Origin of the sequence: uncultured Sphingomonas sp. (assembly GCF_937871615.1) — a bacterium.
In the GTDB taxonomy this organism is placed as follows: domain Bacteria; phylum Pseudomonadota; class Alphaproteobacteria; order Sphingomonadales; family Sphingomonadaceae; genus Sphingomonas.
Genome location: NZ_CALMPA010000039.1, coordinates 91,888 through 106,431, shown reverse-complemented (window position 1 = coordinate 106,431; position 14,544 = coordinate 91,888). Strand labels below are relative to the sequence as shown.

The following is a 14,544-nucleotide window of genomic DNA, read 5'->3' as shown; positions in this document are numbered from 1 at the left end:
GTCTGTTAACTAACAATGATGGTGGGATGGACACAGGGTCGGGACTCGCAACAGGAAATAAGTTCCTATTTTGTTCTCACCAAGGGGGCGAGTCAATCGCGCATCCGCAGCGTGACGATTTCGTCATGTTGCTGAAACCGCGTGAATACAGGTGGATTGATATTGCGGGCTCATGCACGGAAAACCGGAAATCGTGGCGAACAGGCAAGGCAGGCGCTGGGTGCGGCGATTGCTGGCCGGCCTTGCGGTGCTGGCGCTGATCCTGATCGGCTTGCTTTGGCGCGGCAGCTATTTCGATCGCGATCCATATGAAGCCATGGCGGCGACCGGGCCAGCGCATGGAGACGTCGCGGCCCTTTATCTCTCCGGCGACATGGGCCTGCGCTTCGGGCCGGGCGACACCATGGCCGATCTGCTGGCGGCGCGCGGGATTCCAGTGATCGGGTTCAACACCCCGGTTGCGTTCCGCGCCCGGCGTACCGCTGCCGAGACCGATGCGATCATCGCCGATGCGGTGCGCACCGCGCTGGCGGCTTCCCACGCCGAACGGCTGGTGCTGATCGGTCGCTCGTTCGGCGCGGACGTGCTTGCCGCCGCGCTCCCGGCCCTGCCCGAAAATCTGCGCCACCGCGTTGCGGCGGTGGTGCTGATCGTGCCGGGGCGGCATGTGTTCTTCCGCGCCGATCCCAGCAACATCACCTACCTCGGCACGCCGGACAGCGACGCGCGGCGCGGCATCGGCGCAATCACCTGGGCGCCGCTGGTCTGTATCCATGGCGCGGAGGAAGCCGACAGTGCCTGCGCGGGCATCACCCAGCCGAATGTGACGAATATCGCGATGCCCGGCGGCCATTTCCTCGATTTCGATACCGCTGCGATCACGCGCAATGTTATGAGCGCGCTCGCCCGCGTGACGGCATTGCCGATGCGGGGATCGGGGGGACGGGGATGAAAGGCTGGAAGACCGTTGCGGCGATCACGCTCGGCGCGCTGCTCGCGGCGCCCGGCGCGGCGGCGGCGATCGCCATGCCGATCGGCGTGTGGGGCAATCCGCGCGGCACGCTCGCGGTGCGCACCATGCCGTGCAACAATGGCGTGTGCGGCACGATCGTCTGGGCCAACGATCAGGCGATGGCGGATGCGCGTGCGGCTGGTATAACCCACCTTGTCGGCACGCAATTGCTGCGCAACTATCACCCCAGCCGTGGCGGCACATGGTCCGGCCGGCTGTTCGTGCCGGATATGGGGCGCAGCTTCCCCTCGCACATCAGCCTGATCGCGCCGGACCGGCTGAAGATTTCCAATTGTCTCGTCCGGCATTATTTCTGCCGCTCGCAGGAGTGGCATCGGCTCAGGTGATGCAACGCCGGGGCCTCGCGATTTCTGAGCTTCTTTCGCGCCATCGCCGCTGGTGGGTGCCCGCGGGGGTGGCGTGCATGGCGCTGCTTGGCTTCATCGCGTTGCGGCTCGTGCTTGCCGAAGTTCATCTGCATGAGGTGCGCGCGGCGCTCGGCGCGGTGCCCGCGGAACGGATCGCGCTCGCGATGCTGCTGACCGCGGCGAGCTATACGTTGCTGACCCTGCACGACTGGATCGCGCTGCGCGTGATCGCGCGGCCGCAGCCGTGGCAGATTGGCGCGACGGCCTCGTTCCTGGGCAATGCGATCAGCTACAATCTCGGCTTGTCGCTGCTGACCGGCAATTCGGCGCGCTATCGCATTTACGGGCAGGCGGGGCTTTCGCTCGCCGATGCGGTGAAGGTCGGGGCGATCGGCACGCTCGCCTTCTGGAACGGCATCGCCGCGACAGCGGGCGCGGCATTGCTGGTGCAGGACGCGCCACTGCACATCGCGCATTGGACGCTGGAGGCAAAGGCGGCGCATGGCTGCGGCCTTGCGCTGCTGGCGGCGGCGCTGGTGCTGCCGATCCTGCGCGCGGGGGGCATCCGCCGCATCGGGATCGCGCGCTTCGCGCTGCCGCTGCCCGAGCCGAGGCATCTGCTCGCGCTGGTCGGCGTGTCGATCGTCGATCTGGTACTCGCTTCGTCGGTGCTGTTCGTGCTGGTGCCGGGGCTGTCGATCGAGGCTTATCCCACATTCTTCGTCGCTTATGTGCTGGCGATCGTCATTGCGGTGTTCGCGCATGTGCCGGGCGGGCTGGGCGTGTTCGAGGCGGTGGTGCTCGCGGCGCTGCCGGCGGACAAGCCGGCGGTGTTCGCCGGGCTGCTGCTCTATCGGCTGGTCTATTATCTCCTGCCGCTGTTCCTCGCCGCGATCGTGCTCGTGCTGCGCGAGGCGAGCGCGCTGCGCCGCCCGATCGGCGCCGGCCTCTCGATGCTCGACAAGGTGGGGCGGGCGCTGGCGCCCAATGCGATCACGCTGCTGGTGTTCGTGGCCGGGTTCATCCTGCTCGTATCGGGGGCGCTGCCCGGTGCGCGCGGGCGGCTGAGCGATCTCGATGAAATGCTGCCGCTGCCGTTCATCGAAGGATCGCATCTCGCCGGCAGCCTGGTCGGCACGCTCCTGCTGCTCGTCGCGCCCGCGCTCAACGCGCGGCTGCGCAGCGGCTTCGTGCTGGCGCGAATCCTGCTGATCGCGGGGATCGTCTTTTCGCTGCTCAAGGGGCTCGATTACGAGGAGGCGATGTTGCAGTTCGTCGTTCTCGTCGTGCTGCAATATGCGCGGCCCGCCTTCTATCGCCGCGGCGGCATCGCGACCGAGCCGCTCGACGGGCGCTGGCTCGCCGCGGCCGCCGCCGCGCTGGGCCTGAGCGCATGGGCCGGTTTCTTCGCCTATAAGCGCGTGCCGTACAGCGACGCCTTGTGGTGGAAGTTCGCGTTGCACGGCAATGCGCCGCGCTTCCTGCGCGCGACTTTCGCCGCCGGAGTGCTGATAGCGGCGATCGCGATCTGGCACCTGCTGGTGGGGCGCAGCGCGCGCCCGGCGGCCAGCGCCGAGCTGCCGGAAGCGGTGGCGCAGGCAGCACTCGCGCATACCGCGCGGGCCGATGCGAATCTTGCGTTCACCGGCGACAAAAGGTTCGTGATCTCAGCCGCCGGCGATGCTTTCCTGATGTATAGTGTGCGTGGCCGCACCTGGATCGTGATGGGCGATCCGGTGGGGCCGGAAGCGGCGTGGGGCGAACTGGTCTGGGCGATCCGCCACGCCTGCGACGCGGCGCACGGGCGCTTGTGCTTCTACCAGATCAGCAGCGAGATGCTGCCGCTGATGATCGACATGGGGCTGGAGGTGATGAAATATGGCGAGGAGGCGCATGTCGATCTTGCCGATTTCTCGCTCGAAGGCCCGCGGGCGAAGGATTTCCGCGCCGCCTTGCGCCGGGCGACGCGCGACGGGATGAGCTTTGCCGTGATCCCGCCAACGCAGGTTCCGGCGGCGATCGCGGAACTGCGTGCCGTTTCCAATGCGTGGCTGGCGGGCAAGGAGGGCGAGGAGAAGCGTTTCAGCCTTGGCCCGTTCGACGCCGATTATCTTGCGCGCTTTCCGATCGCGGTGGTGCGACAGGGCGAGAGGATGCTCGCTTTCGCCAATATCTGGGCAAACGGGGCGGGGGGCGAGATGTCGGTCGATCTGATGCGTCACCTGCCCGATGCGCCCGCCGGCACGATGGACATGATGTTCGTGCGGCTGTTCCAATGGGGGCGGGAGCAGGGGCATGAGACGTTCAACCTCGGCCTCGCGCCGCTTTCGGGGATGCCGGAGGATCGCCTCGCGCCGATCTGGGCGAAGATCGGGCGCGCCCTGTTCGAACGCGGCGAGCGGCTCTATCGCTTCACCGGGCTGCGCGCGTTCAAGGAGAAATTCCAGCCGCAATGGGAGCCGCGCTACATCGCCACGCCCGGCGGCGTGCCGCGCCTGCGCGCGCTGCTCGCGCTGGTCGGCGCGGTGAACGGTTGAACAAGGGCAGGAACGCGCCGAGCATTCCATCGTTCTTTCCTCGACAGATCAGGAGATAGCGATGCCCCCCGAAAGCCACGATCCCCGGCAGGATGCCGGGCAGGACGCGTCGATCGCCCGGCGTTTGCGGGAAAATCCTTCGGACAAGCAGGCCAAGCTCGATGTGGGGCTGGATGAGTCGATGGACGCATCTGATACGCCGTCGACGATCCAGCCGCGACATAGCCACGATCCCGCGCCATCGTCTGGCTATAGCGAGGAAGCGGAGCGCCAGCAGGATGCGTGATTGTTGCGCAAAAGGCGCACCATGACATTCAAAAGCAACAAAATCCCTCGGTTCGTCGCTCGCTTGTTGTCGCGGCGCGGGCTCCGTGATTCAATCATTAACGCCGGACATCACGGCGTTAAGGGAAGGGTTAACCATCCCGGCGCATGATGATCCTGCTCGATTGGTACGAGACGAGGTGGATCGATGAGTGCCAGGATGAAGCCGGCGGAAGGTGCGATGGCGCTGGCCGAAATGAAGGAGTTCGCCGGGTTCGCCGCATCGACGCAGCGTTATATCCGGCGCGCGCTCGATATCGGCCTGGATCGCGAGGATGCGCTGGCGCGCTGGTCGCGCGATGTGGTTGAGGCGGCGAGCATCCGCGCACAGGCGCATCATTATGAGCGTCTCCCCGAAATCCGCGCGTTGATCCCCGATGACAGCGGGCTCGATCGCGTCGAAGCGTTTCTGGCGCCGCTCATCACCATCACCGCCTTCGATCTGGGGCAGGGGCGGCTGCTGACCTTCTCGGCCTATCGCTTCCTTTACGAGCGGCTGATCGGCGCGAACGTCAGGCCGTGGCTGCCGGGTGCGTTCTGCGCCGCCGCCGCGTTGCCGCACCTCCATCCCGAATTGCGCCGCAAGCTGCTCCAGTCGATCAGCGAGGCCGCCGCCACCGCATCGGGCTGGTCATCCCGCCAGCCCAGTTTCTTCCCGCATTGGGTGGAGAAAGTGGAGGAAGGCGCGCTGCCGCACTGATCGCGTTGGCGCGTATCAGCCGCGCATCGCGCCGTCGATCGGCTCGGATGTCACCGGATAGCCGGCGTCGTCGGGGATGCAGAGATGCTGCTCCCCGTCGCGTTGCTCCACCCATGGCGTGATCGTGCAGACCGGCGTGCTGTTGGCGTGGGTGGCGGCGTCGGCGAAGCTGCCGAACTGGGCCAGCCGCTCCAGATTGCGCCGCGTCGGGAAGATGATCGCGAGCTTGCCCGCGTCGGCATCGTCCAGCACCGATTGCGCGGTTGCCCATACCAGCCGGACATTCTCGGTCGCGTCGACCGTCGCGCGGGGCGCGTCAGCCGGCAGTTCCGCGAGGTAGAAACGCGTGTCGAAGCGCCGCATATGGGCATGGGCGGGCAGCCAGCGCGCCCAGGGGACGAGCGGCTCAAGATCAAGCTCCGCACCTGCTTCCGCCAGCACCTCGGCGAAGGGCTTGCCCGCGTGAAGCCCGCCGCGCATCGCCTCCAGCGCATCGACGGGCAGGCGATTCTTCAACCCCACCGGCAGCCCGGCCTCCTCGATCGTCTCGCGGATCGCGGCGATGCGCGCGGCTGCTTCCTCGCCGCCGCCGAAGCGCAGGGCGAGCGCATGATCGCCCGCATCCACCCGGCCACCGGGAAACACCATCGCGCCCCCGGCGAACACCATCGCCTTGGCGCGTTCGACCATCAGCAATTCCGGCGCGCCGGGGGCGGCGCGGAAAATCACCAAAGTCGACGCAGGGATCGCTTCCGGCAGATCGTTATCGCTCATCTTTGGATTGCCTGCCTTTCCGTATGCCCGTTCGGGCGGGCGCTTCCGCGTCGGGATCGCATCATCACCCGCCGGGGCGGATGGTCAATGCACGAATTGATTTTGCGCGCAGGGATCGCCCCCGAGCGTGGCCGCGTGATCGCATCGGGCGATATCGAGAAAATCGGGCGGGTGGTGGAGCCGAGGGGAATCGAACCCCTGACCTCTGCAGTGCGATTGCAGCGCTCTCCCATCTGAGCTACGGCCCCGCCCGGTCTCCGGCTTGCGCCGGGAGCGACGCCCTTAGCGACCTCTTTGCGGCGATGCAACGCCTCTCGTGCGACACGGGCAAACTTTACCCGCAGGCACGCGTTTTCGCTGTGCGTCCAGCATTTGATACGCAAGTGTAACATATGGAACAATAATGGTTTCCGGCGCTTTTTCGCATAGCGATGCCCGCTCGCGACAAGTGTGGGCGGAAAGCGTGGCGACAACGCCTATTTTCCTGGAGGGAAAGCGATGAGCTACGAATTTTTTGGCGAGAAAGCGATGCGCTACGATCGCAATCCGCGCCGTGGCGATCCATCGAATTTCGGTCGCGATTACGGATCCGGACGCGACTATAGCTATTCCAGCGCGCGCGAATATCTCGCCGCCGGGATGGCTGACGCCGATCGCGCCCGGTTCGAGCGCGAGCGCTATGGCCCGGAAGCCCCGCTGCCCGAATATCACGGCAGCTACGCATCGGGCGGACGCCGGTTCGAGGATGTCGGCCACCGCCGCGACTGGGACGACGATGAGCGCCATGCCGCGCGTCATCGCGATCGCGGCATCCGTTATGCGCGCTCGGCGCGGGACGACGATTATCGCGATCGCGGATTCCTGGCGCGCGCGGGGGATGAGGTCCGCTCCTGGTTCGGTGACGAGAATGCCGAGCGCCGGCGGCAGGCCGATATGTGGTCGGACGAGCGTTTCGGCGGGGCGCCGGCGAGCCGCGATGACGTTCATTACGGCGATTGGCGCGACGCGCAGATCGCCGCGCTGGACCGCGATTATGAGGAATTTCGCCGGGAAAACCGGGTGAAGTTCGAGCAGGAGTTCATCAACTGGCGCGCCAATCGCCAGACACAGCGCGACTCGCTGGGCCGGGTGGTCGAGCATATGGAGGTCGTCGGTATGGACGGCGCGCATGTCGGCACCGTCGACAAGGTGCGGGGCGATCATATCGTGCTGACGAAAAGCGATGCGGATGCCGGTGGCCGGCATCATTCGATCCCATCGGGCTGGATCGCGGAGGTGGACACTCGGGTGACGCTCATCAAGACGGTGGAGGATGTGAAACAGCATTGGCGCGATGAGGATCGCGATCAGGCACGCTACGGCGGCGGCGATCGCGGCGGCAGATGGGATCGCCGCCTCTGAACCTCGGCCCGCGCGTCACCCGCCGATAATGGTTGGTGCGGTGCGCGTGCGGGTGCTTCGCTCTTGTCTTTGCCGCCGCGTGCGCCATACCGGATGCTCAAAATCAGCGAGAGAGGATAAGAGCGATGCCGCGTGCCTGGAGCTTGAAATCGCGTCCGTCGGGAATGCCGGAGGATGGCAATTTCGCATTGCTGGATTTGCCGTCCGCGCCGCTTGGTGAGGGGCAGGTTCGCGTCGCCAACCGCTGGCTGTCGGTCGATCCCTATATGCGCGGGCGGATGAACGACGTGAAAAGCTATGTCCCGCCGTTCGCGCTCGGCGAGCCGATGCAGGGCGGTGCGGTGGGCGAAGTGGTGGAAAGCCGGAACGCCGATCTGCCGGTGGGCGCGAAGGTGCAGCATATGCTCGGCTGGCGCGAAGAAGCGGTGCTGAACGCCGGCGAGGCGCAGAAGCTGCCCGATCTGGGCGTGGAGGATCAGGCATATCTGGGCCAACTTGGTATGCCCGGCACAACCGCTTATTTCGGGTTGCTGGATATCGCGGCCGCGAAGCCGGGGGATGTGGTGTTCGTCTCCGCGGCGGCGGGCGCGGTCGGCTCGACGGTGGTGCAGGTCGCCAAGGCGAAGGGCATGACGGTGATCGGCTCGGCCGGCGGCGCGGAAAAGTGCGCCTGGGTGAAATCAATCGGCGCGGATCATGTGATTGATTACAAGGCGGGCTCGGTCACGCGCGGGCTGATGGAAGCGGCGCCGGAGGGCATCGACGTTTATTTCGATAACGTCGGCGGCGAACATCTTGATGCCGCGCTGCTAGCCGCGCGGATGAATGCGCGCTTCGCGATCTGTGGCATGATCGACATCTATAATGACGGGAAGCCGCAGGAGCTGCGCTATCTCGCCAAGGTGATCGGCGCGCGGATCAATATCCGCGGCTTCATCGTCAGCGATTTCATCGGGCGCGTGGGGGAATTCTATCGCGACATGAGTGCGTTGTTGCAGGCGGGGAAGCTCCAGCGCCACGAAACGATCCATGACGGGATCGAGGCGATGCCGACCGCGTTTCGCGGCCTGTTCACCGGCGGCAACACAGGAAAAATGCTGGTACGGCTGTGATGTCCGCGCCCGCGCGGCTCAGGCTGCGCGGGCGAAGCGGTCTGCCGGGCGCGCGACGCTCTCGAACGCCGCTACAACCGCCGGGATGACCTGCGGCGGCAAAGTGTGGCCCATGCCGGGCACTTCAACCAGCCGGGCGCCGCGGATGCTCGCGGCGGTGTCGCGTCCGCCGGCGATCGGCACCAGCGGATCATCCACGCCATGCACGACGACGGTGGGCGCGGTGATCGTCTTTAGCCGCTCGCGCCGGTCGCCATCGGCGAGGATCGCCGCCATCTGCCGGATGAAACCCGCAGGCTCATGGTTGCGCGTCACCTCCTCGCGGTAACGCTCGGCCATCAGCGCCTCGTTTTCCTGGAAACGCGCGCCGACCACCTTCGATGCCTTCACGCCATGCGCGACGATCGCGGCCGGATCGCTGCCGCGCGGGCGGCGCAGCAGGATAGCCATCGCCTGCAATGATGCGCCGGGCAGCGCGGGATTGCCCGTGGAGGACATGATCGAGGTGAGCGACAATGTGCGCTCCGGCCAGTTAGCCGCGAAAAGCTGCGCGATCATGCCGCCCATCGACGCGCCCATGATATGCGCCCGCTCGATACCCAGCGCATCGAGCAGCCCGGCGGCATCCGCCGCCATGTCGGAGAGGGAATAGGGCGCGCGCACCGGCCGACGCAGCACGCGCGAAACCGCCATCAGCGCAAGGCTGGGCGTTCCAGCGGCATCGAACTTGGTGGAAAGGCCGCAATCGCGATTGTCAAAGCGGATCACGCGATAGCCGCGCGCGACCAGCGCATCGACGAGGCTCATCGGCCAGCGCACGAGTTGTGCGCCGAGCCCCATAATCATGAGCACTGCAGGCGCATCCTTCGCGCCGAACTCGTCATATGCGATCTCGATACCGTTGGCCGAAACCTTCGCCATCTTGCCCGTGCCTCCATAGCAACGGGGCAGAATGCCTCGTCCGTCACGAAATCGCAACATATTGGGTCAGGCGGTAACGATCGCGCCGTCCCGCACCGCGACGGGCCACGCCGTCAGCGTGGCGCCGGGGCAGGGGCCGCCAAGGCATTTGCCGCTTGCGATATCGAACACCGCGCCGTGCCAGCTACACGCGATCATCCCGCCCGTGACATAATCGTCGAGCGTCTGCGCCAGCGGCAGGCCCATATGCGGGCAGCGATCGACATAGCCGAACGCATCGCGCCCGCGCCGCACGACGAAACCGTGGAACCGTCCGGCGCGCATCTCGATCACGAAATTGCGCGCCGCGCCGTCGGCGATCTGGTCAAGCGGGCCGAGCGCGATGCCGGGCGGCGTGGCGGAAAGGCGCTCGCTCAGGGCAAAATCGCCTTGGGGAAATCGGCCCAGCATTCGTCGTAATCGGGCTGGGCATGGGCCTGCGCGAAATCGGTCGGGCGATAGGGCCAGCAGCTTTCGAGCATGAAGGCCATCGTGCCGGTGATCTTGTGCGGCTGGAGCGCGGCGTTCGACGCGGCCTCCCACGTCGCCTTGTCCGGGCCGTGGCCCGACAGCATGTTGTGGAGCGAGAGGCCGCCGGGGCTGAACCCTTCCGCCTTCGCGTCATAGGCGCCGGTTATAAGCCCCATCGCCTCCGACATCACGTTGCGGTGGAACCATGGCGGGCGGAACGTGCCCTCCGCGACCATCCAGCGCGGCGGGAAGATCACGAAATCGGCGTTGGCCCGCCCGTGCACGTCGCTGGGCGAGGTGAGCACGGTGAAGATCGACGGATCGGGATGATCGAAGCTCACGGTGTTGATCGTGTTGAATCGCGCAAGATCGTAACGCCAGGGCGCGAGATTGCCGTGCCACGCCACCACGTCGAGCGGCGAGTGGCGTAATTCGGTGCGCCACAAATGGCCGAGATACTTCTGGATCACCTCGACGCACGCGTCGCGATCCTCGAACCACGCGACCGGCGTTTCGAAATCGCGCGGATTGGCAAGGCCGTTGGCGCCGATCGGGCCTAGATCGGGCAGGCGGAACATCGCGCCGTAATTTTCGCAGACATAGCCGCGCGCGGCGCCATCGGGCAGCAATGCGCGGAAACGCACGCCGCGGGGCACGAGCGCGATCTGACCGGGGGATACCTCGACGCGGCCAAGTTCGGTCAGCAACTCCAGCCGCCCCTCCTGCGGCACGAACAGCATTTCACCATCGGCATTGACGAACACGCGCTCGGCCATGTCGCGCGTGGCGGCGTAGAGATGCAGCGCGACGCCCTCCAGATGCGCGGGGTCGCCGTTCGCGAGCATCGTCGTCATGCCGTCGATCAGGTCGGTGCCGGCGGGCGACGCGGCGATCGGATCCCAGCGCAGCCGGTTGGGCGCGAGCGGCCCCGCCACGGTCGCCGGTGAAAAGCGCGGCGCGCCATCGTAGCGGACGAACGGCGGATGCTCGGCAGACGGACGCAGGCGATAGAGCCATGAGCGGCGGTTCTCGGCGCGCGGCGCGGTGAAAGCGGTGCCGGAAAGCTGCTCGGCATAGAGGCCGAACGGCGGCTTCTGTGGTGAATTGCGACCGATCGGCAGTGCGCCGGGCACCGCTTCGGTGGAGAGGTGGTTGCCGAAGCCGGGGAGATAGGCGGTGGTCATCCTATTGCTTTCCTTCGCAACCCGCCGGGCGTCGGACCCGGCAAAGCCGTGCCCGAAGCCCGGCTTGCCGTGCCGGCCGGTCGAGGCCGAGCGCCTTCGCGCTCGCATCCGGTCGATGCTTAGGCATCGACCTTGATGACGCCTCGACGAATCTGATCCAACTCGATGCTTTCGAACAGCGCCTGGAAATTGCCGTTGCCGAAGCCTTCGTTGCCCTTGCGCTGGATGATCTCGAAGAAGATCGGGCCGAACATATTCTCGGTGAAAATCTGGAGCAGGATGCCCTCATCGCCGACATTGCCGTCGATCAGGATGCGATTTTTCCTGAGTCGCGCAAGATCCTCGCCATGGCCGGGGACGCGCTTGTCGACCAGTTCGTAATAGGTCTCGATCGTGTCCTGAAGCTTCACGCCGCGCGCGCGCAGCCGCTCCACCGTATCGTAGATATCAGGGGTGGTCAGCGCGAGGTGCTGGATGCCCTCGCCATGATATTCGCGGATGAATTCCTCGATCTGCGACTTGTCGTCCTGGCTTTCGTTCAAGGGGATGCGGATCGCCTTGTCCGGCGCGATCATCGCCTGGCTGAACAGGCCCGTCGCCTGGCCTTTGATATCGAAATACTTCTGCTCCTCGAACGCGAAAAGCGTGCGGTAGAACTCGCTCCACACCCGCATCTGCCCGCGGCGGACATTGTGCGTGAGATGGTCCAGCAGATCGAGCCCGACATTGTTCTTCGCCTCCGCCTCGCGCCAGCCGGGCATTTCCGCCCAGTCGGCATAAAGATCGGTGCCGTCCTTGATGAAATAGAGGTAGCTGCCGCCGATCCCCTGGATCACCGTATCGTCCTCATCGGTCGGCTTGGCGCCATGCGCCAGCGCCCATTTCATCGCCGCTGCCGGATCGGCGACGCGGAACGCCATCGCGCTGGCGGAGGGGCCGTGCTCGCCCCGGAACGCCGCGACGCGCCCGGCCTCGTCGCGGTTGAGCATCAGGTTGATGCGGCCCTGCTTGTAACGCGTGATGTTCTTGGTCGGGTGACGATGCGTCGCGGTGAAGCCGAGTTGTTCGAATTGCCGGCCCATCGCCGCTGGATCGGGCGAGGTGAACTCGACGAACTCGAACCCGTTCAGGCCAAGGGGGTTGTCGGCAGTCATGGCGAATCTTCCATAAATGGTAACAATTGAAACCAGTATCGTGTGTTGAGCCTGTCGTGTCAAATGCTACGATGCCCTGGATGACCAATCGCCTTCAGCTGGATAGGTTCCTGCCGTATCGCCTTTCGATCACCTCGAATCTGGTGAGCGACCGCATCGCGCGCGCTTATGAATCGATGTTCGGGCTCAGCATCCCCGAATGGCGGCTGGTGGCCGTGATCGCCGAGTGGGACGCGATCAATCAGGCCGAAATCGGCGAGCGCACACGGATGGACAAGGTGACCGTCAGCCGCGCCGCGATCGCGTTGGTCGATCGCGGGCTGCTGGCGCGCGCGCCGAACGCGACCGACAAGCGTTCGCACCTCTTGTCGCTCACCGCGTCGGGGCGCGAGCTTTATGCGCTGGTCGCGCCCAAGGCGCTTGAGCTGGAGCGGCGCATCTTCGCAAGTTTCGCGCCCGCTGAACTGGAGGGGTTCATGGCGCTGCTGCGGCGCATCGACGCCGCGGTGCTGGAGACCGAATGAGATGCCGCAAGCGCCGCTGATCGCGGGCATCGAACTGGGCGGCACCAAATGTATCGCGATCCTCGCGCGCGGGCCGGATGAGATAGTGGCGCGCATCCGCGTGCCGACGACGCGGCCGGAGGAAACGCTTCCCGCGCTGGAGGCGGTGATTGACGGCTGGCAGGGCTTCGCCGCGCTTGGCATCGCGAGTTTCGGCCCGATTTCGATCAATCGCCATTCGGCGGATTACGGCAGCATCACCGTCACCACCAAGCCGCATTGGTCCCACACCGATATCGCGAAGCGGCTGCGCGCGCGTTACAATGTGCCGGTGGGTTTCCACACCGATGTGATCGGCGCGGCGCTGGCCGAGGCGCGCTGGGGGGCGGGGCAGGGGCTGGCGGACCTTGCCTATGTCACGGTGGGGACGGGGATCGGCGTGGGGCTGATCGCTCGAGGATCAGCGGTCGACGGGCTGACGCACGGCGAGCTTGGGCACGTCCGCCCGGCGCGGATGACGGGGGACGACTGGCGCGGCGCCTGCCCGTTTCACGGCGCCTGCATCGAGGGGCTGGCATCCGGCCCCGCGATCGCCGCGCGGACGGGGATCGCGGGGCAGGCGGTGCCGCACGATCATCCCGAATGGCGATCGGTGGCGCATACGCTGGCGCAATTGCTTCACGTGCTGGTGATGACCGGCGTGCCGCGCCGGATCGTGATGGGTGGCGGGGTGATTACTGGCAACCCGTTTCTGTTTCCGCTGATCCGCGCAGAGCTGTATCGCTCACTCAATGGCTATATCGCTTTGCCCGAGATTGCGGAGGTGGACACGTTCGTCGTCCCCGCCGCGCTGGGGGACGATGCGGGGCCGCTCGGCGCGATCCTGCTCGGCGAGCAGGCGCTCGGTCGCGGTTGACGCGCTCAGGCGAGCGGTAAGGCGGGCTGCGCCGCTTCGCTTGCATCGAGGATGTTCGATAGCGTCAGGCCGAGCAGGCGGATGCCGCCTGCAACCGGCAGTTCGCGGAGAAGCAGTGCCTGGCCGATCGCGGCGAATTGCGTCTTGTCCGCCACCGGATCGGTTAGCGAGCGCGCGCGGGTGAAGGTGCGGAAATCCGCGCGGCGGAACTTCAGGGTCACGGTGCGGCCGCGCTCGCCGCTGCGCGCGACGCGCTCCCACGCGCTTTCCGCGACGTAATCGAGCGCGGCGATGATTTCATCCGTGTCGATCAGGTTGTGCCCATAGGTTCGCTCAGCGCCGATTGATCTGGTCGGGCGGTCGGCGCGCACCGGGCGCTCGTCGATTCCGCGCGCCGCGCCATAAAGATAGTCGGCGTGGCTGCCGAAATGCGCGCGGAGGAACTCGCGGCTCTGCCCGCGCAGATCCTCGCCGGTCTCGATCCCAAGCGCCGCCATCCGCCGCGCGGTGACCGGCCCGACGCCGTGGAAGCGCGATACGGGGAGCGCGGCGACGAATGCCGGGCCTTTCGCGGGCGGGATAACGCACAGCCCATCGGGCTTGTTCTGATCCGACGCGAGCTTGGCGATGAACTTGTTGTAGCTCACCCCGGCGGACGCGGTCAGCCCGGTTTCGGCGCGGATGCGGGCGCGGATTTCCTGCGCGATGGCGCGTGCCGATCCCAGCCCGCGCCGGTCCTCCGTCACGTCGAGATACGCCTCGTCGAGCGCGAGCGGCTCGATCAGCGCGGTATAATCGGCGAAGATCGCGCGGATCTGCTGGCTGATCGCGCGATAGACATCGAAGCGCGGGCGAACGAACACCAGCTCCGGGCAACGCCGCAATGCGGTTGCCGAGGGTAGTGCCGAACGCACCCCGAATACGCGCGCTTCATAGCTTGCCGCGGCCACCACGCCGCGCGCCTGCGCGCTGCCCACCGCCACCGGGCGGCCGCGCAGCGCGGGATCGTCGCGCTGTTCGACCGACGCGTAGAAGGCGTCCATGTCGATATGGATGATCTTGCGCGGGGGAAGGGCGTCCGACACGCGCGGCACCTTGCCACGAAAATCACGGCGGGAGAACAGGGGG

15 protein-coding genes and 1 tRNA gene are annotated in these 14,544 nt (G+C 66.3%); 9 read left to right on the top strand and 7 right to left on the bottom strand.

Annotated features, from left to right (window positions below):
• Window positions 1-193: 193 nt before the first annotated feature.
• From Q0316_RS10510 to Q0316_RS10490, 5 genes are all read left to right on the top strand, one after another.
• Window positions 194-952 (top strand): AcvB/VirJ family lysyl-phosphatidylglycerol hydrolase, encoded by a 759-nt coding sequence (locus Q0316_RS10510; protein ID WP_298672005.1) that lies wholly within the window; start codon window positions 194-196, stop codon window positions 950-952.
• Window positions 949-1,359: a DUF2147 domain-containing protein gene (locus tag Q0316_RS10505; RefSeq protein WP_298672004.1), complete on the top strand. Its 411-nt coding sequence runs from the start codon at window positions 949-951 to the stop codon at window positions 1,357-1,359. The genes Q0316_RS10510 and Q0316_RS10505 overlap by 4 nt, the downstream gene beginning before the upstream one ends.
• Complete coding sequence (mprF, locus tag Q0316_RS10500; protein ID WP_298672002.1) at window positions 1,359-3,917, top strand: bifunctional lysylphosphatidylglycerol flippase/synthetase MprF; 2,559 nt, start codon at window positions 1,359-1,361, stop codon at window positions 3,915-3,917. The genes Q0316_RS10505 and mprF overlap by 1 nt, the downstream gene beginning before the upstream one ends.
• A 61-nt stretch (window positions 3,918-3,978) precedes the next feature.
• Window positions 3,979-4,203 (top strand): hypothetical protein, encoded by a 225-nt coding sequence (locus Q0316_RS10495; RefSeq protein ID WP_298672001.1) that lies wholly within the window; start codon window positions 3,979-3,981, stop codon window positions 4,201-4,203.
• Between the two features lie 186 nt (window positions 4,204-4,389).
• Window positions 4,390-4,941 (top strand): hypothetical protein, encoded by a 552-nt coding sequence (locus tag Q0316_RS10490; protein ID WP_298671999.1) that lies wholly within the window; start codon window positions 4,390-4,392, stop codon window positions 4,939-4,941.
• A gap of 15 nt (window positions 4,942-4,956) precedes the next feature.
• On the opposite strand, the gene Q0316_RS10485 is transcribed toward Q0316_RS10490, so the two are convergent.
• Window positions 4,957-5,715: an NUDIX domain-containing protein gene (locus Q0316_RS10485; RefSeq protein ID WP_298671997.1), complete on the bottom strand. Its 759-nt coding sequence runs from the start codon at window positions 5,713-5,715 to the stop codon at window positions 4,957-4,959.
• Window positions 5,716-5,887: 172 nt separating this feature from the next.
• A tRNA-Ala gene (locus tag Q0316_RS10480) sits at window positions 5,888-5,963 on the bottom strand.
• Between the two features lie 250 nt (window positions 5,964-6,213).
• On the opposite strand from Q0316_RS10480, the gene Q0316_RS10475 reads away from it, so the two are divergent.
• Together Q0316_RS10475 and Q0316_RS10470 are read left to right on the top strand one after the other, a co-directional pair.
• On the top strand, window positions 6,214-7,116 hold the full coding sequence (locus Q0316_RS10475) for a DUF2171 domain-containing protein (RefSeq protein WP_298671995.1): 903 nt from the start codon (window positions 6,214-6,216) through the stop codon (window positions 7,114-7,116).
• 125 nt (window positions 7,117-7,241) lie between these two features.
• On the top strand, window positions 7,242-8,228 hold the full coding sequence (locus Q0316_RS10470) for an NADP-dependent oxidoreductase (protein ID WP_298671993.1): 987 nt from the start codon (window positions 7,242-7,244) through the stop codon (window positions 8,226-8,228).
• An 18-nt stretch (window positions 8,229-8,246) separates the two neighbouring features.
• On the opposite strand, the gene Q0316_RS10465 is transcribed toward Q0316_RS10470, so the two are convergent.
• From Q0316_RS10465 to hppD, 4 genes are all read right to left on the bottom strand, one after another.
• The gene (locus Q0316_RS10465) at window positions 8,247-9,149 is read right to left on the bottom strand and encodes an alpha/beta hydrolase (RefSeq protein ID WP_298671991.1); all 903 of its coding nucleotides are present in this window, start codon (window positions 9,147-9,149) and stop codon (window positions 8,247-8,249) included.
• Window positions 9,150-9,215: 66 nt separating this feature from the next.
• Complete coding sequence (locus Q0316_RS10460) at window positions 9,216-9,566, bottom strand: Rieske (2Fe-2S) protein (RefSeq protein WP_298672115.1); 351 nt, start codon at window positions 9,564-9,566, stop codon at window positions 9,216-9,218.
• Entirely contained in the window at window positions 9,563-10,843 is a 1,281-nt protein-coding gene (gene hmgA, locus Q0316_RS10455; protein WP_298671990.1) for a homogentisate 1,2-dioxygenase, read from the bottom strand. Before hmgA ends, Q0316_RS10460 begins: the two co-directional genes overlap by 4 nt.
• Before the next feature lie 119 nt (window positions 10,844-10,962).
• The gene (hppD, locus tag Q0316_RS10450) at window positions 10,963-11,997 is read right to left on the bottom strand and encodes a 4-hydroxyphenylpyruvate dioxygenase (protein WP_298671988.1); all 1,035 of its coding nucleotides are present in this window, start codon (window positions 11,995-11,997) and stop codon (window positions 10,963-10,965) included.
• Between the two features lie 80 nt (window positions 11,998-12,077).
• Between hppD and Q0316_RS10445 the strand changes: the two genes are divergently transcribed.
• Window positions 12,078-12,521 carry a MarR family winged helix-turn-helix transcriptional regulator gene (locus Q0316_RS10445; RefSeq protein WP_298671986.1) on the top strand — a complete coding sequence of 148 codons (444 nt, stop codon included), beginning with the start codon at window positions 12,078-12,080 and terminating at the stop codon, window positions 12,519-12,521.
• A gap of 1 nt (window position 12,522) precedes the next feature.
• Window positions 12,523-13,416, top strand: coding sequence for an ROK family protein (locus tag Q0316_RS10440; protein WP_298671984.1), 894 nt, complete (start codon window positions 12,523-12,525; stop codon window positions 13,414-13,416).
• A 5-nt stretch (window positions 13,417-13,421) separates the two neighbouring features.
• Here Q0316_RS10440 and dinB read toward each other — a convergent pair whose 3' ends face one another.
• Complete coding sequence (gene dinB, locus Q0316_RS10435) at window positions 13,422-14,510, bottom strand: DNA polymerase IV (protein WP_298671981.1); 1,089 nt, start codon at window positions 14,508-14,510, stop codon at window positions 13,422-13,424.
• Between the last annotated feature and the right edge of the window lie 34 nt (window positions 14,511-14,544).